We start from the raw sequence: 14,921 nt of genomic DNA on the forward strand, positions 1-14,921 counted from the left end.
TTTTTTAAGAGTTGTGAACCAGGCTTAAGCGGGGAATATGGGCCCCTTCACCTGGAGAACAATAATGATGAAACCAACCTTTTTGCGCTGGGTCGCCATCGCTGCGCTGATGGCAGGCGGCACATTTACCGTGGCGGCCAACCCGCCCGCCGCTCCTCCGGTCTCTTACGGCGTGGAGGAGGATGTTTTTCACCCCGTACGGGCGACGCACGGCATGGTGGCCTCGGTTGACGCGCTGGCAACGCAGGTGGGCGTCGATATTCTTAAACAGGGCGGTAACGCGGTGGATGCGGCGGTCGCGGTGGGATATGCGCTGGCGGTGACGCATCCACAGGCGGGGAACCTGGGCGGCGGCGGGTTTATAATGCTGCGCACCAAAGACGGTAAAACCACGGCCATCGACTTCCGTGAGATGGCGCCGAACCAGGCCTCCCGCGATATGTTCCTCGACGATCAGGGCAATCCGGACAGTAAAAAGTCTCTGACCTCGCACCTTGCCTCCGGCACGCCGGGCACCGTTGCGGGCTTCTCGCTGGCGCTGGAAAAATACGGCACGCTGCCGCTGAATAAAGTGGTGCAGCCAGCCATCAAGCTGGCGCGCGACGGCTTCGTCGTCAACGACGCGCTGGCGGACGACCTCAAAACCTACGGCAGCGAAGTTATTCCCAATCATGAGAACAGCAAGGCTATCTTCTGGAAAGACGGCGAGCCGCTGAAAAAGGGCGATAAGCTGGTGCAGAAGGACCTCGCAAAAAGTCTCGAACTGATTGCCGAAAACGGTCCGGACGCCTTCTATAAGGGGCCGATTGCCGATCAGATTGCCGATGAGATGCAGAAGAACGGCGGGCTGATCACCAAAGCGGATCTGGCGGAATATAAGGCGGTGGAGCGCGAGCCGATCAGCGGCACCTATCGCGGCTACGAGGTCTTCTCCATGCCGCCGCCGTCCTCCGGGGGCATTCACATCGTGCAGATCCTCAATATTCTGGAAAACTTCGATATGCACAAGTTCGGCTTCGGTAGTGCCGATGCCATGCAGGTGATGGCGGAGGCGGAGAAGCGCGCCTACGCTGACCGCTCGGAATACCTTGGCGATCCGGACTTCGTGAAGGTGCCGTGGCAGGCGCTGACCAACAAAGCCTATGCCAAATCGATTGCCGACGAGATCGACATCAATAAGGCTAAGCCGTCGAGCGAGATCCGCCCGGGCAAGCTGGCGCCGTATGAAAGTAACCAGACCACCCACTTCTCGGTGGTGGATAAAGACGGTAACGCGGTGGCGGTGACGTACACGCTTAACACCACTTTCGGCACCGGGATTGTGGCGGGCAACAGCGGTATTTTGCTGAACAACGAGATGGATGACTTCTCTGCCAAACCGGGCGTGCCGAACGTCTACGGCCTGGTCGGCGGCGATGCGAATGCGGTCGGGCCGAAGAAGCGCCCGCTGTCGTCCATGTCGCCCACCATCGTGGTGAAAGACGGCAAAACCTGGCTGGTGACCGGCAGCCCTGGCGGGAGCCGGATTATCACAACCGTGCTGCAAATGGTGGTGAACAGTATCGACTTTGGGATGAACGTCGCCGAAGCGACCAATGCGCCGCGTTTCCACCACCAGTGGCTGCCGGACGAGCTGCGCGTGGAGAAGGGCTTTAGCCCGGACACCCTCAAGCTGCTTGAGCAGCGCGGGCAGAAGGTGGCGGTGAAGGAGGCGATGGGCAGCACCCAGAGCATTATGGTCGGGCCGGACGGGGCGCTGTTTGGCGCATCGGACCCGCGTTCGGTGGATGATTTAACGGCGGGGTATTGATTTTTTTGCCCGGTGGCGCTGCGCTTACCGGGCCTGCAACGGCACGAACGTAGGCCGGGTAAGGCGAAGCCGCCACCCGGCAACAAACTACTTCATACGCGCCATATAATACGCATCCACATACTCGCCGTTGCGCAGGGCGTAGCGCCTGCCGGTGCCTTCAATCTCAAACCCGTGCTTTTTGTACACCGCGATTGCCGGTTCGTTATCCACAAACACCGTTAACTCGATGCGGTCGACGCGCAGCCAGTTGTCGCACATATCGATCATGGTGCGAATCAGTGCGCTGGCCACGCCGCGGTTATGCCACTGCGCGCCAACGCAGATACCGAAATCTGCAACGTGGCTGCGGCGTGGTCGCTGGGCGACATCAATGGTGAGGTGGCCGACCACGATATCATCAATGCAGGCAACCAGCTGTTTAATGCCCGGCTGTTCGCCTAGCCGCATTTGCCACATTTCCATTGAAGGATGAGGAACCTGTAGCGTGTTGTGGTACACCTCCGGCTGGGCGTGGATCTGACGAATGGCGTCGTAATCTTTCGGTTCAGCGTGGCGTATCACTATCTCACTCATTCCTTGTTCCTCAGTCAGTTAAAAGTCCCCTCCAACATCAGTGACTTTAAAAGTTGAGTCAATCGCTATTTTTTGCAAAAAGTGTTGGACAAGTGCGAATGAGAATGATTATTATTGCTCTGCATTCAGGAAGACCTCCTACGGGAACCTGAAAGCACGACATTGCTCACATTGCTTCCAGTATTACTTTAGCCAGCTTCTCGCTGGCTTTTTTTTTGCCCTTTTTCTCCCTCTCCCTGTGGGAGAGGGCTGGGGTGAGGGCAAAACATGCGCTATGGTAAAACTCAGTAACCTTCCAAAAGGACTGAGCCATGACACTACATTGTGCATTTATTGGATTTGGCAAAAGCACCACGCGTTACCACCTTCCGTATGTTCTTAACCGAAAAGAGACCTGGCACGTGGCCCATATCTATCGCCGCCGCGCGAAGCCAGAAGAGCAGTCTCCGCAGTATTCCCATATTCATTTCACCAGCGATCTTGATGAGGTGCTTAACGACCCGCAGGTGAAGCTGGTGGTGGTCTGTACCCACGCCGACAGCCACTTTGACTACGCGAAACGCGCGCTGGAAGCAGGTAAAAACGTGCTGGTGGAAAAGCCGTTCACCCCGACCATCGCCGAAGCGAAGGAGCTGTTCGCGCTGGCGAAAAGCAAAGGGCTGACCGTCACGCCGTACCAGAACCGTCGCTTTGACAGCTGCTTCCTGACGGCAAAAAAGGCAATTGAAAGCGGCAAACTCGGCGAGATCGTGGAAATCGAAAGCCACTTCGATTACTACCGCCCGGTGGCGGAAACCCAGCCCGGACTGCCGCAGGACGGATCTTTCTACGGTCTCGGTGTGCACACCATGGACCAGATCATCTCCTTGTTTGGCCGCCCGGACCACGTGGCGTATGACATCCGCAGCCTGCGCAATAAGGCCAACCCGGACGATACCTTTGAAGCGCAGCTGTTCTACGGCGACCTGAAAGCCATCGTAAAAACCAGCCATCTGGTGAAAATCGACTACCCGAAATTTATCGTTCACGGCAAGAAAGGCTCCTTTATCAAGTACGGTATTGACCAACAGGAGACCAGCCTGAAGGCCAATATCATGCCGGGTGAACCGGGCTTTGCGGCAGATGATTCCGTGGGCGTGCTGGAGTACGTGAACGACGAGGGCCTGGCGGTCAGGGAAGAGCTGAAGCCGGAAACGGGCGACTATGGACGCGTCTACGATGCGCTGTATGACACCCTCACCACCGGCGCGCCGAATTATGTCAAGGAATCTGACGTTCTGACCAATCTGGAAATCCTTGAGCGGGCCTTTGAACAGGCTTCTCCTGCCACGGTAACCCTCGCCAGATAAGCAAAAACGGCTCCTCTGCGCTTGTTCTAAATTTTTGAACAGAGGAGTCAATTTTCACCCTCTATGATCCCAGGGCGTTTGCGTCCACACTTACTCCATCGAAACGAACTGAGGGTGAAAACAATGATCTACTTACGCAAAGCAAACGAACGTGGTCACGCGAATCATGGCTGGCTGGACTCATGGCATTCATTCTCGTTTGCCGACTACTACGACCCGAACTTTATGGGCTTCTCCGCACTGCGCGTGATTAACGACGACGTGATTGATGCAGGCCAGGGCTTCGGTACCCACCCGCACAAAGACATGGAAATCCTGACCTATGTGCTGGAAGGGGCGGTTGAGCACCAGGACAGCATGGGCAACAAAGAGCAGGTTCCGGCGGGCGAGTTCCAGATTATGAGCGCGGGTACCGGGGTGCGTCACTCTGAGTACAACCCGAGCAAAACGGAAAAACTGCACCTGTATCAAATCTGGATCATTCCAGAAGAGACCGGCATCACGCCACGCTACGAGCAGCGCCGCTTCGACGCGAAACAGGGCAAACAGCTGGTGCTGTCCCCGGATGCGCGTGAAGGTTCCCTGAAAGTGCATCAGGATATGGAGCTGTACCGCTGGGCGCTGGCGAAAGATGAACAGTCTGTACACCAGATTGCCGCTAACCGCCGCGTGTGGATCCAGGTGGTGAAAGGTGAAGTGTCCATCAACGGCACCAAAGCGACAACCGCCGATGGCCTGGCAGTCTGGGATGAGCAGGCGCTCTCCGTGCATGCCGACAGCGAAAGTGAAATTCTGCTGTTTGACCTGCCGCCGGTCTAAATAATTTCTCAACCTTCCCTTTAAACGGGGAAGGTTGAGCTTTGTCCGTGATAAACTGAGCAAATCTCTCACTTCAAGATTTCTCAGGACGATGAAAAAGAAACGCCCCGTACTTCAGGATGTCGCCGATCGCGTCGGTGTGACCAAAATGACGGTCAGCCGTTTTTTACGTAACCCGGAACAGGTTTCCGTGGCGTTGCGTGGCAAGATTGCCGCCGCCCTTGATGAACTGGGTTATATCCCCAACCGCGCGCCCGATATTCTCTCCAATGCGACCAGCCGTGCGGTGGGCGTCCTGCTTCCTTCCTTAACCAACCAGGTATTCGCCGAAGTGCTGCGTGGCATTGAAAGCGTCACCGATGCGTTTGGCTATCAGACCATGCTCGCCCACTACGGGTACAAGCCGGAACTGGAAGAGGAACGTCTTGAATCGATGCTTTCCTGGAACATCGACGGCCTGATTTTAACGGAACGTACTCACACCCCGCGCACGCTGAAAATGATTGAAGTGGCAGGCATTCCGGTGGTGGAACTGATGGACAGCCAGTCGCCGTGCCTCGACATCGCCGTGGGGTTCGATAACTTTGAAGCGGCGCGTCAGATGACGGCGGCGATCATCGCCCGCGGTCATCGCCATGTGGCCTATCTGGGTGCGCGTCTGGATGAACGTACTATCATCAAACAGAAGGGATACGAGCAGGCGATGCTCGACGCCGGTTTAACCCCGTACAGCGTGATGGTGGAGCAATCTTCTTCTTACACGTCGGGTATTGAGCTGATGCGTCAGGCGCGACGCGAGTATCCGCAACTGGACGGTATTTTCTGCACCAACGATGACCTTGCGGTCGGCGCCGCGTTTGAGTGCCAGCGTCTGGGTTTAAAAATCCCGGATGATATGGCGATTGCCGGCTTCCACGGCCACGACATTGGCCAGGTGATGGAGCCGCGTCTGGCGAGCGTCCTGACCCCGCGTGAACGCATGGGCCGCATTGGCGCAGAACGCCTGCTGGCGCGCATTCGTGGTGAGGCAGTTACCCCGAAAATGTTAGATTTAGGTTTCACCTTGTCACCGGGTGGATCTATTTAATCCGACAAATTTGAAGTAGCTCACACTTATTCACTTCGCGCACGTTTGGATATTGCTTCTCATATGCCCCGGCAGGACAATGTTACCGATAACTGTTACCCGTAACAATTGACTGAGGGACACCCTTTGAGCACGACTAATCACGATCACCACGTTTACGTCCTGATGGGCGTGTCCGGTAGCGGTAAATCTGCCGTGGCGAGCGAAGTGGCGCATCAACTCCAGGCTGCGTTTCTTGATGGTGACTTCCTCCATCCGCGCAGCAACATCATGAAAATGGCTTCCGGCGAGCCGCTGAACGACGACGACCGCAAACCATGGTTGCAGGCGCTGAATGACGCCGCGTTCGCGATGCAGCGCACCAATAAAGTCTCCCTGATCGTCTGTTCCGCACTGAAAAAAACCTATCGCGACCTGCTGCGCGACGGCAACCCGAACCTCTCTTTCATCTACCTGAAAGGTGATTTCGGGGTGATTGAAAGCCGCCTGAAGGCGCGTAAAGGCCACTTCTTCAAAACCCAAATGCTGGTAACGCAGTTCGAAGCGTTGCAGGAGCCGGGAGCTGACGAACAGGATGTCTTAGTGGTTGATATCGATCAGCCGCTGGAAGGTGTTGTTGCCAGCACCATCGAGGTTATTAATAAAAGGCAGTAAGTTTTGAGTACATTAACGCTAGTTTTGACAGCAGTGGGTTCCGTATTGCTGCTGCTGTTTTTAGTGATGAAGGCGCGTATGCACGCCTTTGTGGCTTTGATGGTGGTTTCTATTGGTGCCGGTCTCTTTTCCGGCATGCCGCTCGACAAAATCGCGGCGACGATGGAAAAAGGGATGGGCGGCACGCTCGGCTTCCTGGCCATTGTGGTGGCGCTGGGCGCGATGTTTGGCAAGATTTTGCACGAGACGGGCGCGGTCGATCAGATTGCGGTCAAGATGCTGAAATCCTTCGGGCACAGCCGTGCGCACTACGCGATTGGTCTGGCCGGTCTGATTTGCGCGCTGCCGCTGTTCTTTGAAGTGGCCGTTGTGCTGCTGATTAGCGTGGCGTTCTCCATGGCGCGGCATACTGGTACCAACCTCGTGAAGCTGGTCATTCCGCTGTTTGCGGGCGTGGCGGCGGCGGCGGCGTTCCTGCTGCCGGGGCCTGCGCCGATGCTGCTGGCCTCCCAGATGCATGCTGACTTTGGCTGGATGATCCTGATTGGCCTGTGCGCGGCAATTCCGGGGATGATTATCGCTGGTCCGCTGTGGGGCAACTTCATCAGCCGTTACGTTGAGCTGCACATTCCGGATGACATCTCCGAGCCGCACCTGGGCGAGGGCAAAATGCCGTCCTTCGGCTTCAGCCTGTCGCTGATCCTGCTGCCGCTGGTGCTGGTGGGCCTGAAAACCATCGCTGCGCGCTTTGTGCCGGTGGGGTCAACCGCTTACGAATGGTTCGAATTTATTGGTCATCCGTTCACCGCGATCCTGGTGGCGTGTCTGGTAGCAATTTACGGCCTGGCGATGCGTCAGGGTATGCCGAAAGACCGCGTGATGGAGATCTGTGGTGCCGCGCTGCAACCGGCGGGGATTATCCTGCTGGTGATCGGGGCGGGCGGCGTGTTTAAGCAGGTGCTGGTGGATTCCGGCGTTGGCCCGGCGCTGGGTGAAGCGCTGACCGGGATGGGGCTGCCGATTGCAGTCACCTGTTTCGTGCTGGCCGCGGCGGTACGTATCATTCAGGGCTCCGCGACCGTAGCGTGCTTAACCGCCGTGGGTCTGGTAATGCCGGTGATTGAACAGCTGAACTACTCCGGTGCGCAGATGGCGGCGCTCTCTATCTGTATCGCGGGTGGCTCGATTGTGGTTTCTCACGTTAACGACGCGGGCTTCTGGCTGTTCGGTAAATTTACCGGCGCAACCGAAGCGCAAACCCTGAAAACCTGGACGCTGATGGAAACCATCCTCGGCACGACGGGTGCGGTTGTCGGGATGATTGCGTTTACGCTGCTGAGCTAATCCCGGTTTTCTCCCTCTCCCCGTGGGAGAGGGCTGGGGTGAGGGCATCAGGCCACACCCTAAAATAAAATTTCGTTTTGCGAGCCACCTTCCAGAGCCTCTCTTGTCACCCCGTCCCCAACGCAGTATCTTCTTGCCGCGCCTGCAAAATCAGGCGTCAGGATTAGCCTCCTGAACTACCTCATCAGCGACACGAGTGTTATCGTGTCGTGCGCTTGGCTACACTCCAATGGTGGGCCAGGCGGGGGCGTCGCAAGACGCGCCGGTAGCTGATGAGGCCGGTAAGGCTAACCCTGTCTGGTTCCACCACCCGTGAGATTAGCCTCTCCAGTGGTGGATACACATTACTCATCAGAGGCTGTCTTATGACTACTACCCCTAACTTTTCTCACACTTTATTTACTACCCCATTCGATCACACCACTGATTTCACCGAACTGGCAGATAATTGCTCGCGGTTTGTCGACGTGCTGGTTGAATGTGACGATCCAACCCAGAAGATGGCGCTGTGCGGACGGCTCTCAGCCTGCCTCGCACTGCTTCAGCCTACGCTGCTTGAACCTGTTCCGGAATATTTAAAAGCCAGCCTGACGGTGGATGACCTGCCGCTGGACGTGCCGGTCTTCGAACCGGAAGTGGATCAGTTAGGACGATATTGCCAGCTGTTAACGCAAATGCTGTTAGCGCATTCGCTGTCAGAAAGCGATGAAAGAGTCGCAGGAGATTTGTTGCAGGATTTAGTGGGGTTTTACAGTGATACGCTGAAAGCGCCGCGCTGGTTGCTCACAAAGGAAGGCATCGTGCCGCTGTAAAAAAACCGGGTGGCGCTTACGCTTACCCGGCCTACGGGACCAGAGTTTGTTGTAGGTCGGGTAAGGCGAAGCCGCCACCCGACAAAATAAGACCTCTGCGGCCTGATGCCCTCACCCCGGCCCTCTCCCACGGGGAGAGGGGGCAAACACTAAAAACGGCAATCTAAGATTACCGTTTTGCTTTTACCTACCCTTTCATCCACGCCCGGATCCCGTCCAGGAACATCTGCGTCGCCATCATCACCAGAATCAGCCCCATCAGGCGCTCCAGGGCGTTTACCCCTTTCTCACCCAGCAGGCGCAGGAACAGCGACGACTGCAACAGGATAATAAACGTCCCGCCCCAGGCGATCAGCAGGGCAATCACCAGATGGCTCATCTGATTCGGATACTGATGCGACAGCAGCATCAGCGTCGCCAGAATCGTTGGCCCGGCGACCAGCGGAATTGCCAGCGGCACGATAAACGGCTCTTCACCCGCAGGCAGGCCGCTGCTGCTGCCCTCCGCGCTCGGGAAAATCATCTTAATAGCAATCAGGAACAAAATGATCCCGCCGGAAATGGAGACCGTTTCGGCGCGTAAGTTCAGGAAAGCGAGGATTTTTTCACCGGCGAACAGGAAGATAAACATCACCAGCAGGGCGATGAGCAGCTCGCGGATCATGATCGCCCGGCGGCGCTTCGGCTCGGTATGCTTCAGCACCGACATGAAGATCGGCAGATTACCGAGCGGATCCATAATCAGGATCAATAAAACCGCTGCGGAAATGATTTCACTCATCTTAAATTATCCCTGATACTTATTGTGGTCATTGCGATGATTAGCACTTTTTCTGATTGCCGGGCAATCATCGATTAATTTCGCTTGCGACTTTGGCAGCATTTTGTAATGTGAAGCATATCCCAGTTCAATACTGGCTTGCACAATCAGCACACACCCCTTGCAGGAAAAAAATGCTATGAAAAACGTTGGTTTTATCGGCTGGCGCGGTATGGTCGGCTCTGTACTCATGCAACGCATGGTTGAAGAGCGCGATTTCGACGCCATCCGCCCGGTCTTCTTCTCCACTTCCCAGCTCGGCCAGGCTGCACCGTCCTTTGGGGGTACCACAGGCACGTTGCAGGATGCTTACGATCTGGAAGCGCTGAAGGCACTCGACATTATTGTGACCTGCCAGGGCGGCGATTATACCAACGAAATCTATCCGAAGCTGCGTGAAAGCGGCTGGCAGGGCTACTGGATTGATGCGGCCTCTTCGCTTCGCATGAAAGACGATGCCATCATTATTCTTGACCCGGTTAACCAGGGCGTCATCACTGACGGCCTGAACAACGGCGTGAAAACCTTTGTTGGAGGTAACTGCACCGTCAGCCTGATGCTGATGTCCCTCGGCGGCCTGTTCGCACAGGATCTGGTGGAGTGGGTCTCCGTGGCGACCTACCAGGCGGCCTCCGGCGGCGGCGCGCGTCATATGCGCGAGCTGCTGACCCAGATGGGCCAGCTGCACCAGAGCGTCGCTGCCGAGCTGGCAGACCCGGCGTCCGCCATCCTCGACATCGAGCGTAAAGTCACTCAGCTCACCCGCAGCGGCGAGCTGCCGGTGGATAACTTTGGCGTACCGCTGGCCGGTGGCCTGATCCCGTGGATCGACAAACAGCTGGATAACGGCCAGACCCGCGAAGAGTGGAAGGGCCAGGCTGAGACCAACAAAATCCTCGGCACCGCGAACACCATACCGGTTGACGGTCTGTGCGTGCGTATCGGCGCGCTGCGCTGCCACAGCCAGGCCTTCACCATTAAACTGAAAAAAGATGTGTCTATTCCGACCGTGGAAGAGCTGCTGGCCGCACACAACCCGTGGGCGAAAGTGGTGCCAAACGATCGCGATATCACCATGCGCGAACTGACCCCGGCAGCCGTTACCGGCACGCTGACCACCCCGGTTGGTCGTCTGCGCAAGCTGAACATGGGGCCGGAGTACCTCTCCGCGTTCACCGTTGGCGATCAGCTGCTGTGGGGTGCAGCCGAGCCGCTGCGCCGTATGCTGCGCCAGCTGGCGTAATAATTTGTTAAACACGGGGGGTGATTGTCACCCCCTTTTTTTGCGTACTACATGGAGTAAAACGCAGATGTCTTATTTTTTATCAGGAGGACCCACGACGTTGGCTATGCTTTAAGGAAGATTTATTTCTCACCTGAGGGTAGGGCGGAGCAGAGAGGATTAACTGCACCGTTTAGGTCACATTAAAAGTCGTCCCGGAGCGCGTAAAAAGGGCGACATAAAAAAACAGGATGAACACCATGTCCGATCGTATTTCGAGAGACGTGATTAATGCGCTTATTGCGGGTCACTTTGCCGACCCCTTTTCTGTGCTAGGGATGCACCGTACAGAGGCCGGACTGGAAGTTCGGGCGCTGTTACCGGATGCAACAGAAGTGTGGGTTATCGAACCCAAAACCGGCCGCAAGGTAGGTAATCTGGAATGCCTCGACTCGCGTGGCTTCTTCTCGGGCGTCATGCCCCGCCGTAAAAATCCTTTTCGTTATCAGCTTGCCGTTATCTGGCACGGTCAGCAAAACCTGATTGACGATCCCTATAGCTTCGGCCCGCTCTTAAAAGAGATGGACGCCTGGCTGCTGTCCGAAGGGACCCATTTACGCCCCTACGAAACGCTGGGTGCCCATGCGGATACCATGGACGGTATCACCGGCACGCGTTTTGCCGTATGGGCGCCAAACGCCCAGCGCGTCTCCGTCGTCGGGCAGTTCAACTACTGGGACGGTCGTCGTCACCCCATGCGCCTGCGCCGGGAAACCGGCATCTGGGAGCTGTTTATCCCCGGCGCGCACAACGGTCAGCTCTACAAATTCGAGATGATCGATGCCAACGGCAAGCTGCGCATTAAATCCGACCCGTACGCCTTTGAGGCAGAACTACGCCCGAATACCGCCTCGCTGATTTGCGGCCTGCCGGAGAAGGTTGTCCAGAGTGAGGAGCGCAAGCAGGCCAACCGCTTTGATGCGCCAATCTCCGTCTATGAAGTGCATCTCGGCTCGTGGCGTCGCCACACCGATAACAACTTCTGGCTGAGCTATCGCGAGCTGGCGGACCAGCTGGTGCCGTACGCCAAATGGATGGGCTTTACCCATCTGGAGCTGCTGCCGATCAACGAACACCCATTTGACGGCAGCTGGGGCTATCAGCCAACCGGGTTGTATGCGCCCACGCGCCGCTTCGGCACGCGCGATGACTTCCGCTATTTCATCGATGCCGCGCACGCCGCCGGGCTGAACGTGATCCTCGACTGGGTGCCGGGCCACTTCCCGTCGGATGATTTTGCGCTGGCAGAGTTCGACGGCACAAAGCTGTACGAGCACAGCGACCCGCGCGAAGGCTATCACCAGGACTGGAATACGCTGATCTATAACTACGGTCGCCGTGAAGTATCGAACTACCTGGTCGGGAACGCGCTGTACTGGATCGAACGTTTCGGCATTGATGCCCTGCGCGTGGATGCGGTGGCGTCGATGATCTACCGCGACTACAGCCGCAAAGAGGGGGAGTGGATCCCGAACGAGTATGGCGGCCGTGAAAACCTGGAAGCGATTGAGTTTCTGCGCAACACCAACCGCATTATCGGCGAGCAGGTGGAAGGCGCCGTGACCATGGCGGAAGAGTCCACCGACTTCCCGGGCGTTTCCCGTCCACCGGCAATGGGCGGCCTGGGCTTCTGGTACAAGTGGAACCTCGGCTGGATGCACGACACGCTCGACTACATGAAGCTCGACCCGGTTTATCGTCAGTATCACCACGATAAGCTCACCTTCGGGCTGCTCTACAACTACACCGAAAACTTCATGCTGCCGCTGTCGCACGATGAAGTGGTGCACGGCAAGAAATCCATTCTCGACCGCATGCCGGGGGACGCGTGGCAGAAGTTTGCCAACCTGCGCGCTTACTACGGCTGGCTGTTTGCTTTCCCGGGCAAAAAACTGCTGTTTATGGGCAACGAATTTGCGCAGGGGCGCGAATGGAACCACGATACCAGCCTTGACTGGCATCTGCTGGAAGGCGCGGACAACTGGCACCACGGCGTACAGCGTCTGGTCCGTGACCTGAACCTGACCTATCGCCACCACAAAGCGCTGCACGAGCTGGACTTCGATCCGTACGGCTTTGAGTGGCTGGTGGTGGACGACCACGAGCGCTCGGTGTTTGTCTTTGTGCGCCGCGATAAGGCGGGTAACGAGATCATTGTCGCCAGCAACTTCACGCCGGTGCCGCGCGAACACTATCGCTTCGGCATTAACCAGCCGGGCAAATGGCGCGAAATTCTCAATACCGACTCCATGCACTACCACGGCAGCAACGCGGGTAACGGTGGCCTGGTGCAGAGCGATGCGATTGAAAGCCACGGTCGTCCGAACTCCCTGAGCCTGACGCTGCCGCCGCTGAGCACCATCTGGCTGGTGCGGGAGGGCGAATGACGCAGCTCTCGGCAGGTAAACCCGAACCGCTCGGGGCGAGTTTTGACGGAAAGGGGGTGAACTTCACGCTCTTTTCTGCCCATGCGGAGCGGGTGGAACTCTGTGTGTTTGACGGGGAAGGTAACGAGCATCGTTACGATTTACCGGCGCGCACGGGGGATACCTGGCATGGCTACCTGGCCGGAGGACGGCCGGGGATGCACTACGGTTTTCGCGTACACGGCCCCTGGGAGCCCTCTCAGGGGCACTGGTTTAACCCGGCGAAGCTGCTGATTGACCCGTGCGCGCACCGCGTGGACGGTGAGTTTAAAGATGACTCGCTGTTCCACGTTGGCTACGGCGAACCTGACCACCGCGACAGCGCGCCCGTCGCGCCCAAAAGCGTGGTGGTGCACGATCTCTACGACTGGGAAGACGATGCCCCGCCGCGCACGCCGTGGGGCAACACCGTTATTTATGAAGCCCACGTTAAAGGGCTGACATATCTGCACCCGTCAATCCCTAAAGAGATGCGCGGCACCTACAAAGCGCTTGGGCATCCGACGATGGTCGCGTACCTGAAGCACTCAGGGATCACCGCGCTGGAGCTGTTGCCCGTAGCGCATTTCGCCAGCGAGCCGCGGCTACAGCGTCTTGGGTTAAGCAACTACTGGGGCTACAACCCGCTGGCGATGTTCGCCCTCGACCCGCGCTACGCGGTGCAGCCGGAGAAGGCACGGGATGAGTTTCGCGATGCGGTGAAGGCGCTTCACGCGGCGGGTATCGAGGTCATTCTGGACGTGGTGCTGAACCACAGTGCGGAAAGCGATCTTGACGGCCCGACGCTCTCACAGCGCGGAATCGATAACCGTAGCTATTATTGGATCAGGGACGACGGCGATTACGAGAACTGGACCGGGTGCGGTAACACCCTCAACCTCAGTCATCCGGCCGTTACGCATTACGCGTACGAGTGCCTGAAATACTGGGTTGAGACGTTCCACGTGGACGGTTTTCGCTTCGACCTGGCGCCGGTGATGGGGCGCACCCCGGCGTTCAGCCAGCAGGCGCCGCTGTTTGAGGCCATCAAAAACTGCCCGGTGCTCTCAAAGGTTAAGCTGATCGCGGAGCCCTGGGACATCGGAGAGGGCGGTTATCAGGTGGGGAATTTCCCGCCGCTGTTTGCCGAGTGGAACGACCACTTCCGCGATGCCATCCGCCGCTTCTGGCTGACGCGCGATCTGTCGCTGGGGGAGTTTGCCGGTCGCTTTGCCGGCTCCAGCGATCTCTTCAAGCGTGACGGCAAACGTCCGTCGGCCACCATTAACCTGCTGACGGCACACGACGGTTTTACGCTGCGCGACTGCGTTTGTTTCAATCAGAAACACAATGAGGCAAACGGCGAGGAGAATCGCGATGGGACTAACAATAACCATAGCTTCAACCATGGTATAGAAGGGTTAGGCGGAAGTCTGGATGTGATCGAGCGGCGACGCGCCAGCGTTCATGCGCTGCTGACGACGCTTTTGTTGTCGCAGGGCACGCCGATGCTGCTGGCGGGCGATGAGCACGGCCACAGCCAGCACGGCAACAACAACGCCTATTGCCAGGACAACACCCTGACCTGGCTCGACTGGGGAGAAGCGAATAGCGGGCTGACCCATTTCACCGCGGCGCTGATCCATCTTCGCCAGCGCATCCCCGCGCTCACCGCCGACCGCTGGTGGGAAGAGGGCGACGGAAACGTTCGCTGGCTGAATAAAGACGCGCAACCGTTAAGCGCGCAAGAGTGGCAACACGGCATACCCTGTCTGCAAATCCTGCTTTCGGATGCGTGGCTGGTGACGCTGAACGCGACGGATGACGTCGCAGAGATTGTTTTACCTGACGGGGAATGGCGAGCCATTCCTCCCTTTGCCGGAGCGGATAATCCGGTTGTTATGGCTGTCTGGCACGGGCCTGCGCACGGAGTGTGCGTATTCCAAAGATGATAAAAAAGGAG

The 14,921-nt window shown here is 57.4% G+C and carries 12 protein-coding genes; 10 read left to right on the forward strand and 2 right to left on the reverse strand.

Annotated elements, in window-relative coordinates:
• Positions 1-64: 64 nt before the first annotated feature.
• Positions 65-1,810, forward strand: coding sequence for a gamma-glutamyltransferase (ggt, locus tag SK50_RS03225; RefSeq protein WP_075553092.1), 1,746 nt, complete (start codon positions 65-67; stop codon positions 1,808-1,810).
• Between the two features lie 87 nt (positions 1,811-1,897).
• On the opposite strand, the gene yhhY is transcribed toward ggt, so the two are convergent.
• The gene (yhhY, locus tag SK50_RS03230; RefSeq protein ID WP_015571463.1) at positions 1,898-2,386 is read right to left on the reverse strand and encodes an N-acetyltransferase; all 489 of its coding nucleotides are present in this window, start codon (positions 2,384-2,386) and stop codon (positions 1,898-1,900) included.
• Positions 2,387-2,697: 311 nt separating this feature from the next.
• Between yhhY and SK50_RS03235 the strand changes: the two genes are divergently transcribed.
• The 6 genes from SK50_RS03235 to SK50_RS03260 all read left to right on the forward strand — a co-directional run bounded on the left by SK50_RS03235 (position 2,698) and on the right by SK50_RS03260 (position 8,451).
• Entirely contained in the window at positions 2,698-3,735 is a 1,038-nt protein-coding gene (locus SK50_RS03235) for an oxidoreductase (RefSeq protein ID WP_017693850.1), read from the forward strand.
• 123 nt (positions 3,736-3,858) lie between these two features.
• Positions 3,859-4,554: a pirin family protein gene (locus SK50_RS03240; protein ID WP_003861565.1), complete on the forward strand. Its 696-nt coding sequence runs from the start codon at positions 3,859-3,861 to the stop codon at positions 4,552-4,554.
• Between the two features lie 91 nt (positions 4,555-4,645).
• Positions 4,646-5,641, forward strand: coding sequence for a gluconate operon transcriptional repressor GntR (gene gntR / locus SK50_RS03245; RefSeq protein ID WP_003861567.1), 996 nt, complete (start codon positions 4,646-4,648; stop codon positions 5,639-5,641).
• A gap of 126 nt (positions 5,642-5,767) precedes the next feature.
• Positions 5,768-6,295 carry a gluconokinase gene (gene gntK / locus SK50_RS03250; RefSeq protein WP_003861569.1) on the forward strand — a complete coding sequence of 176 codons (528 nt, stop codon included), beginning with the start codon at positions 5,768-5,770 and terminating at the stop codon, positions 6,293-6,295.
• 3 nt (positions 6,296-6,298) lie between these two features.
• A complete protein-coding gene (gene gntU, locus SK50_RS03255) occupies positions 6,299-7,639 on the forward strand; it encodes a gluconate transporter (RefSeq protein ID WP_017693851.1) in 1,341 nt (446 codons plus the stop codon).
• Between the two features lie 365 nt (positions 7,640-8,004).
• The gene (locus SK50_RS03260; protein WP_017693852.1) at positions 8,005-8,451 is read left to right on the forward strand and encodes a hypothetical protein; all 447 of its coding nucleotides are present in this window, start codon (positions 8,005-8,007) and stop codon (positions 8,449-8,451) included.
• Between the two features lie 187 nt (positions 8,452-8,638).
• On the opposite strand, the gene yhgN is transcribed toward SK50_RS03260, so the two are convergent.
• Positions 8,639-9,232 carry an NAAT family transporter YhgN gene (yhgN, locus tag SK50_RS03265; RefSeq protein ID WP_003861574.1) on the reverse strand — a complete coding sequence of 198 codons (594 nt, stop codon included), beginning with the start codon at positions 9,230-9,232 and terminating at the stop codon, positions 8,639-8,641.
• A gap of 178 nt (positions 9,233-9,410) precedes the next feature.
• Here yhgN and asd point away from each other — a divergent pair, with 178 nt between their 5' ends.
• From asd to glgX, 3 genes are all read left to right on the forward strand, one after another.
• Entirely contained in the window at positions 9,411-10,514 is a 1,104-nt protein-coding gene (asd, locus tag SK50_RS03275; RefSeq protein WP_003861575.1) for an aspartate-semialdehyde dehydrogenase, read from the forward strand.
• A 239-nt stretch (positions 10,515-10,753) separates the two neighbouring features.
• The gene (gene glgB / locus SK50_RS03280) at positions 10,754-12,940 is read left to right on the forward strand and encodes a 1,4-alpha-glucan branching enzyme (RefSeq protein WP_017693853.1); all 2,187 of its coding nucleotides are present in this window, start codon (positions 10,754-10,756) and stop codon (positions 12,938-12,940) included.
• A complete protein-coding gene (glgX, locus tag SK50_RS03285) occupies positions 12,937-14,910 on the forward strand; it encodes a glycogen debranching protein GlgX (RefSeq protein WP_048229092.1) in 1,974 nt (657 codons plus the stop codon). The genes glgB and glgX overlap by 4 nt, the downstream gene beginning before the upstream one ends.
• The last annotated feature ends 11 nt before the right edge of the window (positions 14,911-14,921 follow it).

This window comes from Enterobacter sp. BWH64 (assembly GCF_001037645.1).
Classification (GTDB): domain Bacteria; phylum Pseudomonadota; class Gammaproteobacteria; order Enterobacterales; family Enterobacteriaceae; genus Enterobacter; species Enterobacter hormaechei_C.